The following is a 19,524-nucleotide window of genomic DNA, read 5'->3' as shown; positions in this document are numbered from 1 at the left end:
GTCGGTTCCTAAAGCTCGATGCTCATGCCGTCGTAGGCGACTTCGACGTTGCGACGAACCAGTTCGGCGCGCTGTGGGGAGTCTTCGTCGAGAATCGGGTTGGTGTTGTTGATGTGGATAAGCACCTTGCGCTGCTGCGGGAAGCCTTCCAGCACTTCGAGCATGCCGCCAGGGCCGCTCTGCGCCAGATGGCCCATCTCCCGGCCTGTGCGCGTGCCGACGCCACGGCGTTGCATTTCATCGTCGTCCCACATCGTGCCGTCGACCAGCAGGCAGTCTGCGTCGCGCATTTTATCGGCCAACGCTTCGTCGACCTTGCCCAGCCCCGGTGCGTAGAACAGCTTGCCGCCAGTGCGCGTGTCTTCGACCAGCAAGCCGATGTTATCGCCTGGATGCGGGTCGAAACGGTGCGGCGAATAGGGTGGCGCGGCGCTGCGCAGCGGGAAGGGCGTGAAGCGCAGGTTCGGGCAGGCCGGGATCACGAAGCTGCCGTGCAGCTCGATGCGGTTCCAGTCCAGGCCGCCGTTCCAGTGCTTGAGCATCTCGAACAACGGGAAACCGGTGCTCAGGTCCTCGTGCACCATTTCGGTACACCACACCTGATGCGGACAGCCCTCGCGCAGGCTGAGCAGGCCAGTGGTGTGATCGATCTGGCTGTCCATCAGCACGATGGCGCTGATGCCGGTATCGCGCAGCGCTCGTCCAGGTTGCATGGGCGCAAAGCCCTGCAGTTGCTCACGAATGTCAGGGGAGGCATTGCACAGCACCCAGTTCACGCCGTCGTCGGACAGCGCAATGGACGACTGGGTCCGCGCCTGTGCCCGCAGGCTACCGTCACGGAAACCTGCGCAATTGACGCAGTTGCAGTTCCATTGAGGGAACCCGCCGCCCGCAGCGGAACCTAGAATCTGGATGTACATGTCAGCTCCCCTGGTACACAAAAATAAAAAACAGCCATAACCATAAAAAAAGCCCCGGCGAACCGAGGCTTCACAGCGCACTGAAATCAACGGCTTGCGAAGTACATGGTGACTTCGAAACCGATACGCAGATCAGTGTAAGCAGGTTTAGTCCACGACATAAAAATCTCCTCGGATAAGTGCGGCGGTGTGTGACTACATCTTAGTGCGTGGCTGACGCCATACGTTCAGATGCTTAGGGAGCTATCTTACTCATTTTCACAATTAAGCAGGGCCGGAATATTCACCAAAGACCCTTACTGTTCAGGTAAGGATCGAGCAACGACCTCGGAAACAGGGCTGTTGGCCACAATGAGCCAGCCGCCGACAGCGTGTTTCAATTGTTTTGCGGCAGCCAGCAACAAGTGTGTATCCAGATTTGACAGCGCACTTTGCAATGCGCTCAGGTGATCGCCCTCATGCCCGGCGAGGCATGCGTGCCATTGCATGTCTGCCTGCTGCTGGTCGGGCATGCTCGATGAGTCGAATTGCGCTGACAGAGCCTGGATCTGCGCAGGCAGGTCGATGCTGCGAATCAGCTCCGGCAGCTCATCGATGAAGGCTTCTATGTGCTGAACAAGCTGTTCGGCGCTGCAGGTGGGCGACTGTACACCGAATAGCAATCCAGTCCTTCCCGCGATCTGCCTGACGCTACTGAACACGGCGTAGCCCAGCTGCAATTCGACCCGCAATCGCTGATAGAACGGGGCTTGCAGCAGGTGCGCAAGCAGGCGCCATGCGGCTTCATCTTCAATGGACGCCGTTGGTGCAGGGCAGAACACCAGCACCGCGGCTTCGGGCGAAGGGCATGCCTCGGCGACCCAGCGCTTGCCGGCGGTGACGGCTGGCAACGCCACTGACCCATCTTGACGACTGCCTGGCGCGTTACTCAGCTCGACGTTCATCGGCGGCAGGCTGGACGGGCAGAACCCGCTGACGAAACTGATCCAGCGTGAGTGTGCCCAGATGGTTTTGAGGTAGTGTGCCGGCTGCGCTGTGTCGCTGGTCAGGTAATGATCGGCAAGCCGCTTGAGCAACTGGCGAATCGGAATCTGTGCGGGCTCCTCATATTGCTTTGCCGAAGCCAGCGTCTCGTCGTCTAAAGGATGCAGTTGGCGCATGCAGTGTTCGATTACCGCCGCCATTGGTTCCCGCAACCCGTTGAGCTGGAGCTGCCAAAAGGAGCCGTAAGCGCTGAATGTCAAAAGCACACCGGCTTGTCGTGCGTCCTCGGTCAGTCGTTTTAGCCGGGCATCGAGCATTCGCCACAGCGCAGGCTGCGGGGACGGCAACGTCCAACGCAGGTAAACCGCGGCCTCGGCATTGTCGTTTGGCGTTGGCCCGAGGAATGGGTTGGGTGTCGGCAGTTGCCACCGCAGCGCTGCATCTTTCAGGCTTTCCAGCACCGCCATGTTGACCTGCGCAGTGGCGCTGAGTTGGTCCAGCAATACGCTCAAGGCTACCGCGCCTTGCTCGCTCAGCCGGCAAGGGGTTTCGCGGCAGTAATGATGCGCCAGCGCCAATGCACTGCCTGTTTGCAGACGCCGCTGCTGAACGCTTTGATATTCCTCGACCAATGCAGGCCAGTGGGCGCTGAAGAATTCAAGCCAGCTGAAAAACAGCGCGTTGCGGGCAGTGGCGTCTGCCTCAGCGCCCTTGAACTCGATGTCGAGTAAGAGTTGGTCACCGAACTGATAGAGCACGGTGGCATTTAATGAGTCAGCCAGACCTCGTTTGACCAGTTCGGCGCCCAGCCCGCCCTCTTGTGCGGCGTTCAGCCAATGGCAGAGGAACGCAGCTGCCTCGTCAGCCTTGTCCGGCAGAGCCTCGCAGGCGAACAGCAGATGTTTTTCAACTTCGACCTGTCGAGGGTTCGCCGAAGGGGCGATCAACGTCGGCGACGGCAGTCGAGGGGCCTGTTCGCCGCTCGCGAACATTGCGCCGCAGGTTCGTGCCAGCGCCTCCAGTTCATCCACCGATTGCGGCCCGCTCAGGCATAAGGTCATCTGCCCGGCCTGATAAAAGCGCTGGAAAAAATCCTTGAGGGCGCGTTGAAATGCGGGGTTGGGGACCGACAGGCTGTAGCGATTGCCGGCATGAAAGCCGCGCAAAGGATGTTGAGGGTTGAGCGTCGACAGCAGGTTTATTTGACCGCGTGCTTCGGCATCACCCACCCAGGCGATGAACTCTGCGTGCAGCACTTCGCGCTCGCGGCGCTGATCAGCCATCGCCATGCGCGGCTTGGCAAGCATGTCACACAGGCGCTCCAGGCCTTGGGCAAAGCATGACTGCGGCAGCTCGAAGAAAAAATCGGTAGTGCGCTCGCGGGTGCTGGCGTTGACCTGCCCGCCGTGCCGCTGCACGAACGTCATCAGGTTTTCCCTCTGCGGAAAACGCTCGGTGCCGAGGAAGAGCAGGTGTTCCAGAAAGTGCGCCAGCCCCGGCCACGCCTGTGGCACATCGTGGCTGCCGACCGCCACACGCAACGAAGCCGCACTGCGCTTGAGCCGCGCCTCATGACACAGCACCACGTTCAGGCCGTTGGCCAGCGTTAGGCGTCTTATGTCAGCGGGGTTGGGGGCAGGCATGAGAAGGTCCGGAAAAGCGTGAAAATCTGCGCATCATGCTAGTGGATTAACGACCGGTTTCGCGAGCGTGCTGCTCAGACACGCCAAAGATCGGACGCAGAGCGTCGCAGGCTTGTGCCGCAACGCAAGCATCAGGTTCGAGTCAGTGGCGCATAGAGCTCGGGCCTTCGATCAACAAAATAGTCATTCACGGTTCTGGCCTGGCTCAGCAGTGCCCGGTCCAGCGTGCCGACCAGCAGCGCTTCGTCCTGGCCTGCCAATACCGGCCGGCTGCCGTCCGGGGCGCAGAGGCTGCTGAGCCCGCAGTAACGAATCTCGCCTTCGCTGCCGCAATAGTTGGCGTACACCACGTAACAGTGATTCTCGAACGCCCGTGCCCGCACGGTCACGTCACAGACAAAGTCGTAAGGCGCCATGTTTGCTGTCGGCACCAGAATCAGTTCGGCACCCGCCAGCGCCAGACGACGGGTGTTTTCGGGAAATTCGACGTCGTAGCAAATCAGCAGGCCCAGTCGCCAGCCGTTCAGCTCAACCACCGGACAGTGATCATCGCCCGCCGAGAACATCGACCTGTCCAGCTCGCTGAACAGGTGCGTCTTGCGGTAGTTGCACAGCCTGACGCCATGGCTGTCGATCAGTTGCACAGCGTTGTAGAACTGTTCATTTGCACCGCGCTCCGGGTACCCATACAGAATCGCGATACCGTTTGCCTGAGCGATGGCGGCAATACGCGTTGCGGCCAAACCATCAGAAGGTTGTGCCAGCTCGCCGACTGCCCGTGCGCCGATGTTATAGCCGGTCAGAAACATCTCCGGACAAATCAACACCTGCGCGCCTTGGCTGGCTGCGGCAATGGCCTGTTGTTCAAGCCTGTTAAGGTTGCCGCTGATGTCCAGCGGCAAGGGTGGGCACTGATACAGCGCAATGCGCATGACGTTTCCTTTTGTCAGTCAGCCAGCTTGATCGGGCCGATTTCGTTGAACACATCGCCCGGGCCGGGGTTGTCCTTGTGGGTCTTGCCGCCGAAGTAGTTCATGATGCCCCACACCGCGTTCAGCGAAGTCTGTACCGCGCCTTCCACCCAGGCCGGTGTCCAGGACACGTCGTCACCGGCGATGAACATCCCACGCTGTTCGCTGGGCATGTCCTGCTGCATGAAGTGCGCGTACATGCGCTGGTTATAGCGGTAATGGCCCGGCAGCGCACCTTTGAAGGCGCCCAGGAAGTGTGGGTCTGCCTCCCACGAAACGGTAATTGGGTCGCCAATGATCCGCGCGGCGATGTCCACTTTCGGGTAGATCTTCTTCAGTGCATCAAGCGCAAGCTTTACGCGCTTTTCGACAGGCTGCGGCAACATCTTCAGCGCATCGCTCATCCACGAATAAGACAGGCAGATCACACCCGGTTTGTCATCGCCGTTATCGAACAGGTACGTGCCACGGGTCAGGCGATCCGTCAGGGTCATGCTCATCAGGTCGCGCCCGGTTTCCGGGTCCTTGTCCTTCCAGAACGGGCGGTCGACCATGACGAAAGTCTTGGAGGACTGCATGTAGCGTGTGCGGTCCAGTGCCATCCACATCTTCTGCGAGAACAGCGTTTCCTCGCATTCGATCTGCGTGGTCAGCAGCCAGCTCTGGCAGGTGGTCAGCACGGCGGCGTATTGCCGGGTGTCACCCCAGTTGTCGGTAACGCTGAAGCTCCCGTCCTCGGCCCGCGCGATGCGTTTCACGCCGGGACGCGGTGCGCCGCGATGCAGCGACGACAGGCTGGTGCCTTTCGGCCAGTGAGCGCAATGCTCAGGCACATGGCTCCACAACCCGACCGGCACTTGCTGCACGCCGCCGACGATCAGGTGCTGGTGCTCGTCGCAGTTGGTCATCACCACGCGAAATATTTCCAGCATCGAATTGGGGAAATCCGAATCCCAGCCGCCCGTACCGAACCCGACCTGACCGAACACCTCACGGTGAAAGAACGACAGTTTGGCGAACGCTTTGGACGTTGCGACGAAGTCATAGAAGGTGCGGTCGTCCCAGAGAGGGACCAGCTTGTTCCACAGTTCCTTGAGACGCGGCACGTCACGGTCACGAATCGCCTGCTGGATATCGCCAAACTGCGAGCCGCTTTCCAGTGCATCGGCCCATGCATCGGCGACTTCCTGAAACAGCGCGGGCAGGTCCGAGAGCATCTGGGCGTAATACGTGGTGCCTTCCAGGTCGATGACCGTGCTGCCTGACGCGGCAGTCAGCGGGTTGGGGAAGGGCCGGGACTCAAGGCCCAACTTGTCGACGTAGTGAAAGAACGCTGTCGATGACACCGGAAAGCGCATGCCGCCCAATTCGGCAACGATGCCTTTGGCGCCTTCGAACTCCTGCGAGCGTAGGCGGCCGCCCATTTTGGAGGCCTCGTACACCACAGGCTTGAGGCCCATCTTCATCAACTCGTAAGCCGCTACCAGACCGGCTATACCCGCGCCGATAATCGCGACTTCTGCGCCGTGGTTTTCGCTCGGGATGCTGCCCAGTCCTTTCGGATGCTCGATCCAGTCATCGAAGGCAAACGGAAAATCAGGGCCGAACATCGTGATCGGCTTTTTGCCGTTGGCGGGGTGACGGTTGGTTTTCATGACGGACCTTGGTGGGCAACGGCGAAAACAACAGTCTAGAGAAGGGCGCGCACGTTAATAAGACGCAAAGTGTCGTCGAAATGCTGTTTGTTTGTGCTAAACGACGAGGCTGCTGGTTATTTTGATTGGTCGAACAGGCTCAACTGATGTTCAGACCGGTTGCCCGCGGTCTATCTTGCTGCTGAGAATGATCGATGTGGTGGTTTTCTCAACGCCGTCCACGCTGCCAATCAGGTCCAGCAATTGATCCAGTTGCTCGGGAGACTCGGTGCGCAACCAGGCCACGTAATCGAACTCGCCGCTGACCGCACACAGCTGCTGAACCTGAGCCATGGCGCTCAGCCGACGCAGCACTTCCTTGCCGGAGCGCGGTTGCACAGTGATGCCGACATACGCCTGCAAGCCACCATCCACCACACGCTGACCAAGGCGCACGCCATAGCCGGTAATCACTTTGCTGCTTTCCAGTCGGGCCAGCCGCGACGTCACGGTGGTGCGGGCGATACCCAACTGGCGGGCCAGCGTGGCGACGCTTTCGCGGGCATTGATCTGCAGCGCAGCGATCAGTTTTCGATCGATCTCATCCAGTGTTGGCTGACGGCTGTCGGGCACGGGCATTTCCTTCAGAACTTCCAGCGTCTGGCGGTCTTCGCCAGGCGCGCTTGCAAGCCGTCCAGGTTCTGCGCCAGCTGTTGGGTCATCAAGTGATAGCCCATCAGCTCGGCAGGAGGTATGACGGGTTGTGCAAGGGAGGTTTCCGAGGTGCGTTCCAAGCGTTCAGTGGCGCCCGTTTGCAGCGCCCGCGCCATGCCGATCAACTGGCGGCGAATCTGGCGGTAATCGTTGTCCAGCGAGGTCTTGAAGGATTCGCCTGCGACCTGATCCAGGTTGGCCGGGCGTATGTTGGCCAGAATTTCGAGGGTGCTCAGGCACATGCGGAAATGGCCCTGAATCGCATCCAGCTCGACCATCGACATCTTCACTTCCTTGGAAACCGACGGCAGCAGCGAACGCAGTTGCAGCATCGTGCCGTTGAGCCTGGCCGTTAGCTTCAGATGTTCGTCAGCGGCTACCGGCTGGCCTTGCACGATGCGCCCATACACCTTGGCACAGTCGCGCAGGCCGCTGGCCAGGTTGTAGCGCCAGGAGAACACTGCATAAAGGGGCAGGGCGAAGGAAAACGCCAGCGCCAGCGCGATACCGATCAGGATGTCCACGGTTCGCCACAGGCCGTCGCTGATCGGGTTGTAACCATGCCCGGCCACGATAAACAGCGTGATCGCTGAAAGCAGCGCTGTGTAGCCACCTTTGCCGATGGCGTGGTACGCAAAGAAACCGCACATCACCGACATCATGGCGTAGGTCAGCAGCGGCATTTCCAGATAGCCCTGCTGCACCACGACGATCAAACCCAGCCCGGCCCCGATCAGTGTCCCGTAGGCACGCTCGACCGACTTCTTGCCGATGTTGCCGTGGTGCTGCAAGCCACCGATCACGATCAGCATCGTGACCGACGCCCATTCGCCGTGCGGCAGATTGAGGCCTGTGGTCAACAGGATGGTCACCAGCAACCCCACCGCGATTCGCGCAGCGTGGATCAGTCGCGCATGCCGATAACGGCGATACGGGTCCAGCAAAGGACGCAGAACAGGGCGAAGCCAGGAGGGTATGAAAGCAGAGCGCGAGTTCGTCATGCGTAAAGAGACCGCGAGGGTAGGGAAGAAATCCCTGATTGGATGATGATGAAGTCAAGTAAGCCACATTTGACAGGAAATGGGTGGTGTTTGTTGTCGGCAAACAGGCGCAGCATTAGCTGCTTTTGGGGTGGAAGCAGCACCATGAGTATTCGAACACGTCGTTTAATGGAAATTTAAGGTATCTCAAGATGATGCTTTATTCGGTATAAAGTATCATTAAGTGCTCTCTTATTTATTCATTCATGTCCTTGTATGTGCTACTTTGTGCATCCATGATTCTCGCGCCTGCTCACTGGTAACTGCTGATGAAGGCCTTTTTCCCTGTTCAATGCACCGACACGCTTTTGCGAATTGCCTTGCTGGTAAAGCAGGCCAGGCTGCAGCAGGACGTTCGTCAAACCGATCTTGTCGAGCGTCTGGGCATTTCCTTGCGTACGCTTCGCCGCATTGAGGCGGGCAGCGCCGACGGCGTATCGCTGCGCGACTTCATGCTGGTGGTCTGGAGCCTGGGTGTGTCAGAGCGCCTCTTTCAGGGGCTGCGTGATGACGAGTCGTTCACCGTCGAACAGCTTGAAGCTGCTGATCGCAAGCGCGTCCGCCTGCCCCGGAACAAGCCGGAGGACTTCTGATGGCTCAGGCTTACATCTATATGGAGTGCCCTGTCAGCGGACAAACACTTACGCTGGGCAAACTGACGATTCAGGCCGGGGTCGGGACTTTTCAGTATTCACCTGATGCGGTGCAGGAGAAAATCTGGGTGCCCGATGCTGTCAGGTATCCACTGTCTGCACGTTTTTATACGGTGACGAAAAACGGCGGCGTTCCCGGCTTTATTGACGACGCAATGCCTGATGGCTGGGGGGAGCGGCTGTTGCATCGGGTCGAAAAAGGCCCACTGGACTCGATCCAGCTTCTGCTCAAGTCTCCCAATGGTGACAGAGCGGGCAACATTATGGCCGGCACGGCACGCGTGCCGCAGGACGGACTGGGCCATACGCCTTCCAAGGCTCTGCATGCCAAAGGTCTTGATCACTTCATCGACGCTTGCGAAGCGATTTACGACAGCCAGTTGGGTGCTGAACAGCTTAAGGCCCTGAAGGTCAGGGATCAGCGATCTTCGGCAGGTGGCGCTCGTCCAAAGCGCACTTATCTGTTCGACAAGAAGCTGATCCTTGCCAAGCCGCGCGACAAATTCGATCACTATGATCTGCCGTCTGTGGAACATGCCTGCATGACGTTCGCAGGGCTCAAAGGGCTAGAAACTGCCAGAACATCGCTGTATCGCAGCGAAAGAATCAATACGCTTCTGGTCGAACGCTTTGATCGGGCATTTGATGAGCTGACGGGTCGTTTCCGGCGCCTGCCGATGCTCAGCGGGCTGACCCTGCTGGATGCAGAGTGGAAGGCACGAAGTCACCCGGACTGGCAGTATGCGGCGCTCGCCGACGAGCTTTATCGTCGAGGCGCCCCGGATCAGGACAGGCAAGAGTTGTATCGGCGCATGGCCTACAACGTATTAGTCGGTAACGCCGATGACCACCCTCGCAACCATGCCGTTATCTGGATAGACGGAGCATGGCGCCTGTCGCCCATGTACGACGTGCTGCCGATTCTGGACGAAGGCCCCGCACAATCGCTGGCCATGTCAGTGGGTATCGAAGGGCCGCGTCTCAATCGAGGCAACCTGTTGAGCCAGCACCTCCACTTCGCGCTGACCAAGTCAGAGGCGGAAGCGGTATTGGATGAAGTGGCCGGTTGGGAAGCCGAGCTGCATGACTACTACAGTCAGTTTCTTGTTGGCGCGGAACTGGATGCTGCGGTACAGGCGACCAGTGGTACACGTCTCTTGCAACAATGACGTCGAGCGGTTGTGCATGGGGACATAACGATCAGGGAGGCCCCCGATGACGTTTGAACTGCGTCTGTCGCAAGACTGCGATCTGCCGGATTTGATACGTATTTCGGCGCAGGCCCGTGTTAGCTATAAAACCATTCCTTCGCTGGCGTACGTCGCCGATACGCCTGCGCTAAGCGCAGACAGATTCAAAGCCTGCCGTGTCGTGGTTGCTGTGGACCGGGAATGTCAGCAGGTTATCGGCTTTGCGGCCATGCGGCCTCTCGACGGACTTTTGTATCTGGACAATATCTCTGTTGATCCGCGTGCCTCAGGCCACGGCGTGGGCACGGCTTTGCTGGAGGCTGTCCAAGCCTGGGCGCAGGTCCTTCAGGTGCAGGCACTAAGCCTGACCACCTTCCGCGCACCTCTCTGGAATGGACCCTGGTTTCGAAAGCACGGCTTCATCCCTATGCCTGAGGCCCAAATGGGCGCGGGGCTGAAGGCTGTTGTAGAGCGTCAGTCGCTGATGCTCGATCCGGCGACGCGTGAAACCCTCTGGCGCTGCTGTCATCACTGATCAGCCATTTGCCTTCGGTCCATTGTTCAACATTTGTACAGCCAGCCTTTGCCATATTCGCTCTGCCAGCCCGTTCTTTCGCTTCGGTGAGAGCTGCGATGCTCCAGTCAAAATGTATCCAGACAGAAATATTGTGGACGCTTTGCCACTACACACTGCATGCCACTCGCTGATGGACCGGCTCTGAACCCATAACGAAAAAATATCAGGCTTCTCCTTTCTGACGAGCGACTATTTGCTGCCATGAATAACCTGAACCTGCTCCAGCCTTACCGGAACGAACCGTCGGCGAATGTGATTTACGGTCCGATTCAACCCCAATTGTTACGTGAAGAAGTATTGGCCGACCTGCTGGAGGCCAGCGCGCAACGCGATCCTGAACACGTGGCATTGATCTTTGGCGAGCGACAGGTCAGTTACAGAGAGCTTGATCGACAGGCAGATCAGGTAGCGTCCGCCCTGATTGAAGCCGGCGTGCGGCCGGGGCAGATCGTCGGTCTGTGGTTGCCGCGCGGCATCGAACTTCTGGTCATGCAGGCCGGCATTGCCAAGACCGGCGCGGCCTGGCTGCCACTGGATCAGGATACGCCGGTCGAACGTCTGCAGATTTGTCTGGAAGACGCCGATGCAGTGGGTGTGGTGTGCTGTGAAACGCTGAGACCGCTGCTGGCGCATACCGGGCTGACGGTCTGGACCGCCGAAGTGCTGTTGATGCAGAGCTATACGGCCCCGGTTCGCCGCAGCGGTGTTTCGCCGGATCATCCTGCCTACGTGATCTACACCTCGGGTTCGACCGGCAAGCCCAAGGGCATCGTGATTTCTCAGCGCAGCATCTGCCATTTTTTGCGCAGCGAAAACGCGATCCTGGGAATACGTTCCAGCGACCGGGTTTATCAGGGCTTTTCGGTCGCGTTCGACATGTCCTTCGAAGAAATCTGGATCGCCTATCTGGTAGGGGCGACGCTGTGGATCGGCCCGAAGGAAACCAGTGGCGACCCCGAAATCCTGCCGCGACTGCTGAACGAGCAGCGAATCAGCGTGTTGCATGCGGTGCCCACCTTGCTGGCGCTGTTCAGTGAAGATGTACCGAGTTTGCGCCTGATCAATCTGGGCGGCGAAATGTGCCCCGACTCGCTGGTCGAGCGCTGGGCCACGCCAGAGCGGCAGATGTTCAATACATACGGACCTACGGAAGCCACGGTGTCGGCCAGTCTGGCGGCGTTGTCGCGTGGCAGGCCGGTGACCATCGGTACGCCGCTGCCCAATTACGGGCTGTTGGTGATCGCCAATGACCCCGCGGTCGGGAGCCAGGTGGCGCCCACTCTTCTGCCAATTGGCGAAGTGGGCGAGCTGTGCATCATTGGCCCCGGTGTGGCCGAAGGTTATCTTGGCCGACCTGACCTGACCCAAGAGAAATTTCTGCCTAACCCGTGGTCCACCGGTTATCACGACGCACGCCTGTACCGCACCGGCGACCTGGCGCGCATCGACGCCGAAGGGCAGGTGCAATGCCTCGGACGCGCGGACGATCAGGTGAAGATTCGTGGCTTTCGTGTGGAGCTGGGCGAGATCGAAGCCTTGCTGGCGCAACAGCCCGGTGTCGGCACCACTGCCGTGCTGCTGCGTCACGAAAACGGCGTCGATCAACTGATTGCCTACCTCGTATGCGACAGCGAAGTTACTCCCGCTTTCACGAGCCAGCTGCGCAAGGTTTTGCAAAAGCAACTGCCGCCCTACATGGTGCCGGGGCATTTTGAAGTGCTCGACAGCATGCCGCGCCTGACCTCTGGCAAAATCGACCGCAAGGCGCTCAAGGCCCGCCCGCTTGCGCTCAGTGTCGGCAGTGCCGAATCCGATGTGCCGGAAACTGAAGGCGAAGCCGCACTGTTCGAAGCCTTGGCGACGCTCTTTCCAGGCATGCCGATCCGCCGTGACGCCGATTTTTTTACCGATCTGGGCGGGCACTCTTTCTTCGCTGCACGTCTGGCGTCGGCCTTGCGTGCCAATCCTCGTTTCGATCAGATCACTGTGCGCGACATCTACCAGCAACGGCGTGTCGGCGCGATTGCCGAGGTGCTTGATCTGGCGCGCCAGGAAACGCCTGCTGCGGACGACTGGACACCACCTTCAGCCTGGCGGCGCTGGCGTTGCGGCGTTGCGCAGGCGCTGGCGTTGCCGGTAATGGTCAGCCTGCGAATGACCCAGTGGCTTGCACCCTTTTTTACCTATCACTTGCTCACCGGCTCGCCCGGAGACTCCATTGCACTGGCGACCATCGCGTCTGTTTCGGTATTCCTGTTCGCCACCGTGCTGCAATTTTTTATCGCGATTGCGGGCAAATGGCTGATTGCCGGACGTTTGAAACCCGGCGTTTATCCGTTGTGGGGCGTCACCTACTTCCGCTGGTGGGCCGCCGACCGCGTGGTCGAGTCAGCACCGGTCTATCTGCTGAGTGGTTCTTCGCTTTATCCCATGTGGCTAAGGGCCTTGGGCGCGAAGATCGGTCAGGAAGTGGTGATCGGCGGCACCACGGTCAGGGCTCCTGACCTTCTACAGATAGGCGACAACGTCAGCATCGGCAACGGTGTCAGCCTCGAGAACGCGCGCGTCGAGCGGGGCGAGCTGCACTTGGGAACTATCGCGTTACAAGACAACGCATGCGTCGGCTCTTACGTGATCATGGAAGGCAATACCGCTGTCGCGCCGTGGGGGCATCTGGAAGCCCAGTCTGCGTTGGCGGAAGGTCGCAAAGTCCCGGCCGGCCGCATCTGGCAGGGTTCGCCTGCGCGGGATGTCGGTGCCTTTGATATTCGCAGTCAGCCTGCACGCCCTGTGGTCAGCCGTGCGCGCCTGCGTACAGAAAAGCTGTTCTTCTGCCTGGGCGTTTTGTTGATCGCCACGCTGTTTTTCATTCCGGTGTTCCCGACCTTTTTCCTGATTGACTGGTTCGATGCCCAACACGTTCTGCCTGGGTTCGAGGGGAGCGGGGTGGCGGGGCAACTCGCCCGCTATTTCCTCCTCGCCTTCCCGGCCAGTGCCGTGTTGATCGTCGCTACCGTGCTGGCCTCTGCCGCCTTGCGCTGGGCTGTTTTCCCACGTCTCCTGCCTGGCCGTTACGCCGTCCACAGCAACACCTATTGCGCCAAGTGGCTGATCAGCCAGATCCAGGAGGCGAGCCTGAACGTGCTGTCCGGCATTTACGCCACGGTGTATTCGCCATTCTGGTACAGGCTGCTTGGCGCGAAAGTCGGCCGCGACGCGGAGATTTCCAGCGCTCAGGGCGTCATCCCCGACATGCTCACGCTGGGTGACGAAACCTTTATCGCTGATGCGGTGATGCTCGGTGACGAGCGTATCGATGGCGGCTGGATGACCTTGCAGCCGACGTCCATTTCCAATCGCAGCTTTGTCGGCAATGGCAGTTACATCCCGGACGGCACGGTACTGCCAGAAAACGTCCTGATCGGCGTTCACTCCTGCGCGCCGCGCAACGACGAAATTACCGACGGCGATACCTGGCTGGGCTCGCCACCGATCAATCTGCCTGCCCGGGAACAGTCAAGCGGTGCGCCAGAATCGCTGACCTTCAAGCCGTCGACATTGCGCCGTCTGGCCCGAGGCCTGGTCGAAGCCGTGCGCATCGTCACCCCGCACGCAGTGGTCATCGCAGTCGGCTACACCGTCATGCTCGACCTCATGCCGCTGGCCGAAGACGACCGCTGGGGTGCCGTGCTGGGCTACCTGGCGCTGATTGGCCTGAGCTACAGCGCGGGTAACTTTCTGTTCATCGCTGCCATGAAATGGCTGGTCATCGGTCGCTACCGCAAACGCGCAGATCCGATGTGGACACCGTTTGTGTGGTTTTCAGAAGGCATCACCAGCCTCTATGAGGGCATGGCCGCGCCGAATTTCATGCGCTACCTGCGTGGCACGCCCTGGTTGCCACTGGCCTTCAACATGCTCGGCTGCAAGATTGGCCGCGGTGTGTACATGGACACCACCGACATCACCGAATTTGACTGCGTGCGCATCGGCGCGCACAGCGAACTGAACGCCGGGGCCTGCCCGCAAACCCACCTGTTCGAAGACCGAATAATGAAAATTGACCAGGTGATCATCGGCGAACGCGTCTACATGGGGCCACGCAGCTCCGTGCTCTACAGTGCCGCAGTGGGCGACGATGCGCACCTCGGCTCGCTGACCCTGGTCATGAAAGGCGAACACATCCCCGCCGCCAGCCGCTGGGCCGGATGCCCTGCTGCACCTGACAGGGCATGAGCCTCGGGGCGATCTGGGCATTCGACGAGGATGGCCGGCTCGCCTTTCGCAAGCCATTCCCGCATGACGGGATATTACTGGTGAGCTGCGCAATCAGAACGGGCACCACCAGAGCAGAGGCGCGAGATAGCATTCGCAGCTGCGTGCGTAATGCCGTGACTCAATGGCTCGGCTTGCCAGCCGAGGCAATTACGTTCATCAGCGCCCCAGGTGTCGCACCTCGATTGCTTATCGACAGGCTGTCAGAGCCTGGTTTTTCCATCAGCCATGAAGCTGGATTCTCGCTGGCTGCCGTCAATCTCCGTGGCGCAGTGGGCGTGGACGTGATGCAGGTTCAGGCTGTGCCGGACTGGCATGTTGTCGCGCAGGATTATCTGGGGGCTGATGTTGCCAGTGTGCTGTCAGGCATGCCCGACTCGTCGCGTCCGGTGGCCTTTACCAAGGCATGGTGCAGGCGCGAAGCGTTCTTGAAGTTGCATGGATTGGCGCTTGAGGAATGGACGGCAGTGGATGGGTTGCAGGGAGTGGGTGCCGAAGTTGAGTTGGGGGACGGGTTGGTTGGCGTGGTGGCGTTGAGTCCGGTTTGATGGAATACCTGAATCAGCTGAGCGGCGCACGCCACCTTGATTGATGCTTGCTGCCAATCGAAGATAAGTACACGAATGTTCTAGACTCACCTCCTGACGTCAGCGATAACCAATCGCTTTCATCGATTCAGGTGTTTTATGCCTTCCACACACTGGATAGACCTCGCTCGCGACCTTGATACAGGCATCGAAACCCTGCACGCGCCCTTTCAGGGCCATGCTTACGATCCCCACTGGCACGACAGCTATTTGGTAGGCGTTACCCGGCAAGGTGTGTTCAGCAGTTCAATTGCAGCCGTCAGCGTCATGCCAGCACGCTTGGGCGGGTGTTCACACTGGAGCCGGATGAAATCCATTATGGCAATGCTCCGTGCGCCGAAGGCTTTACTTATCAGATGCTGCCTCGATCACCCCCGGCCCCACCAATATCCTGGTATTAAGCAACAGTGCCCGCTTCGGCTGGCGCGCCGTCGTACCTTTGATTCTGGGCACCTGCACCGGTGCTTCACTGTTGGTGCTGCTCGTCGGCATGGGTGTCAGCTACTCATTTGGCAGCGTGGATCGGTTTTATGGACAGTGTGTGAAAGTGGGGGGTGGGGGGCTTGGGTAAGCGCCGGTTGGCAGTGACATACGAGGAGTCGGCTTCATTTCAAAGCCGATCGTGTCGAGCAGCCAGCAGCTCTTTGTTCTATGAGTTTTTTCGCTCTGCGATCGTCATCTCTTATCGTCGCAGAGCCTGTAGGGCGTCAGATTATTCCGGGGTTTGCGCGCCACTGGTGCTGGACAGCTCAGCAGGCCGGTTTGCCGCATTGAAAAAAGCCAAATGATAGGCCAGGCCGACGAACACCGCGCCGCCCACTGCGTTACCCAAAAATACCGGAACGAAATTGTCGCCGAACTGTGCCCAGCTCAGGGCTCCGGCAAAGATCGCCGCAGGGATGACGAACATGTTGGCGACGATGTGCTGAAAGCCGATTGCGACGAATGCCATCACCGGAAACCACATGCCGACCACTTTACCGATCACGTCCTTGCTCGCGTAGCTGAGCCATACCGCCAGGCAAACCAGCCAATTGCAGCCAATGCCGGAGATAAAAGCCTGTTCGAAACTGGCCCCCACCTTGGCATTGGCGATGGCCACGGTCTTGGCCATGAAGGCGCCTTCAGTCAGGCCCACCACATGGCCGAAACAATAGGCGACGAACAGTGCGCCAATCAGATTGGCCAAGGTCACCAGCAGCCAGTTACGCACCAACTGACCCAGGCCGATACGCCCGGCGAACAGCGCCATTGGCAGGCTCATCATATTGCCAGTCAGCAACTCGCCGCCGGCCAGCACCACCAGAATCAGCCCGACCGGGAATACCACGGCGCCAAGCAGATTGCCCAGCGAAGCCCACTCGTGAGGGATCATGGTGCTGACATGAATATCGAGGAGAAACCCGAGGGCAATGAAAGCCCCCGCCAGAAAGCCCAGGATCATTAACGACGACAAGCTCAAGTGAGCCTTCTTGACGCCGCTTTCAACGGCAATTTCAGCGATTTGCTGCGGGGTGTTCAAAGACATGGTGGGCTCGTGCGTGGTCGTGGGCTGAGCATGCGGACTAAAAGCTCAGGCGGTGCGCGCATCTGTCGCACCGGCCCATGACGTTACGGAATGTTTCGGAAAATGGCTAATCGGATGTTTTGATCGGCTGATTGAGAGGGTCAATGAGGCAGGAGGGTTCTGTGGGGCTCAGGCTCACGGTGAGGCGAGGTCGGTGAGGTTAGCTAGTTTCTGTCTCGAGTGCGCAATAGCCTGAGTCATTGCAACCTCGGAAAGCCAATTGGTTTCGCATCAGCGGCCACAGCCTGGATGAGCGGACCTGCTTGGGAGGAACCAACCCGGACCAGGTGACGACTTAGCGAACATGGTTAAAGTATTCGATTCGTTGAGGGTGAGATGAAAATCCATAACGCTGGTGTAACCGGTCCTTTGCCGAGCATTTCGAATGAAGGCGCTGGAAAGGCGGCGCAATCATCATCGACTCAACCTCAGAGCCAGCCAGAATCTCATGGTCCAACACCGGAAAGCTCTGAGGCTCACCCTGCCAGGGTGCGTACGAACTACCCTTACTCATCAGTAAAAACAAGATGTAGTGGTCTAATGATTCCGGACACTCATTTAGGCGAGAATATCGCCAGATATAGAGGTGTCTGATGACCAAGCAACGCCGTACCTTCTCCGCTGAATTCAAACGTGAGGCCGCAGGCCTCGTGCTCGATCAAGGTTATAGCCATGTCGAAGCTTCTCGCTCGCTTGGAGTGGTCGAGTCTGCGCTGCGTCGCTGGGTTAGCCAGCTCCAGCAGGAGCGCAATGGCGTGACGCCTCAGAGCAAAGCCCTGACGCCCGAGCAGCAGAAAATTCAGGAGCTGGAAGCGCGCATCGCTCGTCTTGAGCGGGAGAAATCCATTTTAAAAAAGGCTACCGCGCTCTTGATGTCGGAAGAACACGAGCGCTTGCGCTGATCGATCAGCTAGGTGCCCATGAGCCGATCGAATTGCTGTGCGAGATGTTCGAGACACCTCGCTCGTGCTACTACGACCATTGCCAGCGGCGTCGGGCTCCAGACACCGAGCGGGTTCGTTTACTCAGTCGAGTCAATGAGCTGTTCGGGCAAAGTCGAAGCGCTGCTGGCAGCCGCAGTATCGTTTCGGTATTGCAGGAAGATGGCGAGCAAATTGGCCGGTTCAAGGTACGTGGCCTGATGCGGGAACTGGGATTAATCAGCAAGCAACCTGGCTCTCATGCTTATAAAAAAGCAACAGTGGAGAGGCCTGACATTCCGAACATTTTGAATCGGCAGTTCGATGTACCCGCGCCCAATCAGGTTTGGTGTGGCGACATCACCTACATCTGGGCGCAAGGAAAATGGCATTACCTGGCGGTGGTTATGGATCTTTATGCGCGTCGGGTGGTGGGCTGGGCGTTTTCAAACAAACCGGACACGGACTTGGTCATCAAGGCGCTGGACATGGCTTATGAGCAACGCGGCAAGCCTCAGGGCCTGCTGTTTCACTCAGATCAGGGCTCCCAATATGGGAGCCGACAGTTTCGCCAGCGGCTTTGGCGATACCGCATGCGCCAGAGCATGAGTCGCCGAGGTAATTGCTACGACAACTCGCCGATGGAGCGTGTATTCCGCAGCTTGAAAACCGAGTGGATACCCGCCGTGGGCTACATGACGGCCCAAGAGGCACAGCGGGATATCAGTCATTATCTGATGCATCGCTACAACTGGGTTCGGCCACACCAGTTCAATAATGGACTGGCACCCGCTCAGTACGAGAAAAAACTTAACGTCGTGTCCGGGATCAGTTGACCACTACAGAGTAACCTTTAGTAGTTTTTTCGGCCAAGACTGCCTGACTGTCATCGATCAGTGCTACCCAGGTTTCGGGCGTCCAGCCAGGAATCCCACAGTCTCTGGGATGAAGGTGAAAAGATGAAAAGATCAGTGTCTCCTGAAGAGCTCCCTCGGCATGGCGCCCAATGTAATCGAGAAAACTCATGGCGATTGTTGCTGTGGTGGTGGATCCTCCAAAGATGATGATGAGCATTATCCGCTTTCTATTATCCACTCTTCCGGGTGTATGTTTTTTCCATGCCATAGATTTGACTGGGTCAAGCTTCGCCGACCCGATGAAGGTAGGTGTCTTCGAAGCGATAAGGATTGAGGCAAGAAAAACGACAACATTCAGTAAAACAACGCCTATGAAAACCCATAGGCTCACAAGCATTAGGCTGGCCAGCGCTTTTTGGGCAAGCGGAAATTTTGAGGCGTCAACTCGTGTGAGGTTGAGAATGTAGGAGTCAGCATGTGCGCTGGCAAAGATTCCTAGACCGATCGTTGGCAGGGCGACTAGCAAAGTGATCCACCAAGCGTTGGCTCTAAATTGTTCAATGATTCTAAAGTGACGCGTAGCAATTACAGTCGATCCGAGGGCAATTGGCACGTACAACAGCTGGCCCGCATCGCGCTTGAGCGTGCCCCCAACGCAATACCAGAACAACAGGAACAGTAGGGCGCACATAGATATTACGGTCACTGCTGCCCACCATTCCTGCGCCCCCCACCAGCGGAAGCTGTAGTTTAGCTTCCAAGGAAAATGTTTCGAGTGAGAGCGGACGAACAGTGGCCTGTCGCTTAAATGGTCGAAAATGGCGAGGACTGCGGCGAAAAGCAGATATGCAGCTATGTACGGAAACATGGATCGTGGGCATCCCTTTGCAAAATATCGAGCGTCGTTATCTCATGGAAGCCCCCAAATTTCGACCTGGATTGATCTTCGCTCATTGAGAGGAAGTACATGCCAGCGTTCTTGATCTATCCGA

At 58.5% G+C, this 19,524-nt stretch carries 14 protein-coding genes and 3 pseudogenes; 8 read left to right on the top strand and 9 right to left on the bottom strand.

Annotated elements, in window-relative coordinates; translation table 11 throughout:
- Positions 1–8: 8 nt before the first annotated feature.
- From pqqB to I9H09_RS22900, 7 genes are all read right to left on the bottom strand, one after another.
- Positions 9–920, bottom strand: a complete 912-nt coding sequence (pqqB, locus tag I9H09_RS22930; RefSeq protein WP_122346517.1) for a pyrroloquinoline quinone biosynthesis protein PqqB — start codon at positions 918–920, stop codon at positions 9–11.
- Positions 921–1,006: 86 nt separating this feature from the next.
- Positions 1,007–1,081: a pyrroloquinoline quinone precursor peptide PqqA gene (gene pqqA / locus I9H09_RS22925; protein WP_003422658.1), complete on the bottom strand. Its 75-nt coding sequence runs from the start codon at positions 1,079–1,081 to the stop codon at positions 1,007–1,009.
- A 135-nt stretch (positions 1,082–1,216) separates the two neighbouring features.
- Positions 1,217–3,547 carry a pyrroloquinoline quinone biosynthesis protein PqqF gene (pqqF, locus tag I9H09_RS22920; RefSeq protein WP_122346518.1) on the bottom strand — a complete coding sequence of 777 codons (2,331 nt, stop codon included), beginning with the start codon at positions 3,545–3,547 and terminating at the stop codon, positions 1,217–1,219.
- Positions 3,548–3,678: 131 nt separating this feature from the next.
- Positions 3,679–4,479, bottom strand: coding sequence for a carbon-nitrogen hydrolase family protein (locus I9H09_RS22915; RefSeq protein ID WP_005896519.1), 801 nt, complete (start codon positions 4,477–4,479; stop codon positions 3,679–3,681).
- Between the two features lie 14 nt (positions 4,480–4,493).
- Positions 4,494–6,173, bottom strand: coding sequence for a flavin monoamine oxidase family protein (locus I9H09_RS22910; RefSeq protein WP_122312030.1), 1,680 nt, complete (start codon positions 6,171–6,173; stop codon positions 4,494–4,496).
- Positions 6,174–6,323: 150 nt separating this feature from the next.
- On the bottom strand, positions 6,324–6,785 hold the full coding sequence (locus tag I9H09_RS22905; protein WP_005896523.1) for an Lrp/AsnC family transcriptional regulator: 462 nt from the start codon (positions 6,783–6,785) through the stop codon (positions 6,324–6,326).
- 11 nt (positions 6,786–6,796) lie between these two features.
- Entirely contained in the window at positions 6,797–7,867 is a 1,071-nt protein-coding gene (locus tag I9H09_RS22900) for an FUSC family protein (protein ID WP_005896525.1), read from the bottom strand.
- Between the two features lie 308 nt (positions 7,868–8,175).
- Here I9H09_RS22900 and I9H09_RS22895 point away from each other — a divergent pair, with 308 nt between their 5' ends.
- The 7 genes and pseudogenes from I9H09_RS22895 to I9H09_RS22865 all read left to right on the top strand — a co-directional run.
- Complete coding sequence (locus tag I9H09_RS22895; RefSeq protein WP_005896527.1) at positions 8,176–8,499, top strand: helix-turn-helix domain-containing protein; 324 nt, start codon at positions 8,176–8,178, stop codon at positions 8,497–8,499.
- Entirely contained in the window at positions 8,499–9,728 is a 1,230-nt protein-coding gene (locus I9H09_RS22890) for a type II toxin-antitoxin system HipA family toxin (protein ID WP_122346519.1), read from the top strand. The genes I9H09_RS22895 and I9H09_RS22890 overlap by 1 nt, the downstream gene beginning before the upstream one ends.
- 46 nt (positions 9,729–9,774) lie before the next feature.
- Complete coding sequence (locus I9H09_RS22885; RefSeq protein ID WP_122312029.1) at positions 9,775–10,284, top strand: GNAT family N-acetyltransferase; 510 nt, start codon at positions 9,775–9,777, stop codon at positions 10,282–10,284.
- A gap of 243 nt (positions 10,285–10,527) precedes the next feature.
- Complete coding sequence (locus I9H09_RS22880; protein ID WP_122346520.1) at positions 10,528–14,562, top strand: Pls/PosA family non-ribosomal peptide synthetase; 4,035 nt, start codon at positions 10,528–10,530, stop codon at positions 14,560–14,562.
- Positions 14,559–15,189 (top strand): annotated as a pseudogene (locus I9H09_RS22875) (4'-phosphopantetheinyl transferase family protein). Before I9H09_RS22880 ends, I9H09_RS22875 begins: the two are co-directional and overlap by 4 nt.
- 98 nt (positions 15,190–15,287) lie before the next feature.
- Positions 15,288–15,562 (top strand): annotated as a pseudogene (locus tag I9H09_RS22870) (AraC family ligand binding domain-containing protein); the annotation flags it as partial.
- Positions 15,520–15,696, top strand: a pseudogene (locus I9H09_RS22865) (LysE family transporter); the annotation flags it as partial. The pseudogenes I9H09_RS22870 and I9H09_RS22865, both read left to right, overlap by 43 nt.
- A 204-nt stretch (positions 15,697–15,900) precedes the next feature.
- Here the strand turns inward: I9H09_RS22865 and I9H09_RS22860 are convergent.
- On the bottom strand, positions 15,901–16,716 hold the full coding sequence (locus I9H09_RS22860; protein WP_024689707.1) for a formate/nitrite transporter family protein: 816 nt from the start codon (positions 16,714–16,716) through the stop codon (positions 15,901–15,903).
- A gap of 632 nt (positions 16,717–17,348) precedes the next feature.
- Between I9H09_RS22860 and I9H09_RS22855 the strand changes: the two genes are divergently transcribed.
- Positions 17,349–18,511 (top strand): IS3 family transposase gene (locus I9H09_RS22855; protein WP_122346372.1). Its coding sequence is split into 2 segments (ribosomal slippage): positions 17,349–17,604 and positions 17,604–18,511, totalling 1,164 coding nucleotides; the frame shifts between segments, so codons are not numbered across the junction.
- Here the strand turns inward: I9H09_RS22855 and I9H09_RS22850 are convergent.
- Positions 18,504–19,400 carry a hypothetical protein gene (locus tag I9H09_RS22850; RefSeq protein ID WP_236502623.1) on the bottom strand — a complete coding sequence of 299 codons (897 nt, stop codon included), beginning with the start codon at positions 19,398–19,400 and terminating at the stop codon, positions 18,504–18,506. The two genes, I9H09_RS22855 and I9H09_RS22850, sit on opposite strands and share 8 nt — an antisense overlap.
- Positions 19,401–19,524: the final 124 nt, after the last annotated feature.

The organism is Pseudomonas tremae (assembly GCF_023278125.1).
GTDB lineage: Bacteria > Pseudomonadota > Gammaproteobacteria > Pseudomonadales > Pseudomonadaceae > Aquipseudomonas > Aquipseudomonas tremae.
Note: the sequence above shows the minus strand (reverse complement) of the source record. Positions and strands in the feature narration are given on the sequence as shown.

Bases quoted from the DNA above. Each gene is read 5' to 3' on its own strand.
- pqqB (WP_122346517.1), bottom strand. From the start codon at position 920: ATGTACATCCAGATTCTAGGTTCCGCTGCGGGCGGCGGGTTCCCTCAA.
- pqqF (WP_122346518.1), bottom strand. From the start codon at position 3,547: ATGCCTGCCCCCAACCCCGCTGACATAAGACGCCTAACGCTGGCCAAC.
- I9H09_RS22915 (WP_005896519.1), bottom strand. From the start codon at position 4,479: ATGCGCATTGCGCTGTATCAGTGCCCACCCTTGCCGCTGGACATCAGC.
- I9H09_RS22910 (WP_122312030.1), bottom strand. From the start codon at position 6,173: ATGAAAACCAACCGTCACCCCGCCAACGGCAAAAAGCCGATCACGATG.
- I9H09_RS22900 (WP_005896525.1), bottom strand. From the start codon at position 7,867: ATGACGAACTCGCGCTCTGCTTTCATACCCTCCTGGCTTCGCCCTGTT.
- I9H09_RS22895 (WP_005896527.1), top strand. From the start codon at position 8,176: ATGAAGGCCTTTTTCCCTGTTCAATGCACCGACACGCTTTTGCGAATT.
- I9H09_RS22890 (WP_122346519.1), top strand. From the start codon at position 8,499: ATGGCTCAGGCTTACATCTATATGGAGTGCCCTGTCAGCGGACAAACA.
- I9H09_RS22885 (WP_122312029.1), top strand. From the start codon at position 9,775: ATGACGTTTGAACTGCGTCTGTCGCAAGACTGCGATCTGCCGGATTTG.
- I9H09_RS22880 (WP_122346520.1), top strand. From the start codon at position 10,528: ATGAATAACCTGAACCTGCTCCAGCCTTACCGGAACGAACCGTCGGCG.
- I9H09_RS22860 (WP_024689707.1), bottom strand. From the start codon at position 16,716: ATGTCTTTGAACACCCCGCAGCAAATCGCTGAAATTGCCGTTGAAAGC.
- I9H09_RS22850 (WP_236502623.1), bottom strand. From the start codon at position 19,400: ATGTTTCCGTACATAGCTGCATATCTGCTTTTCGCCGCAGTCCTCGCC.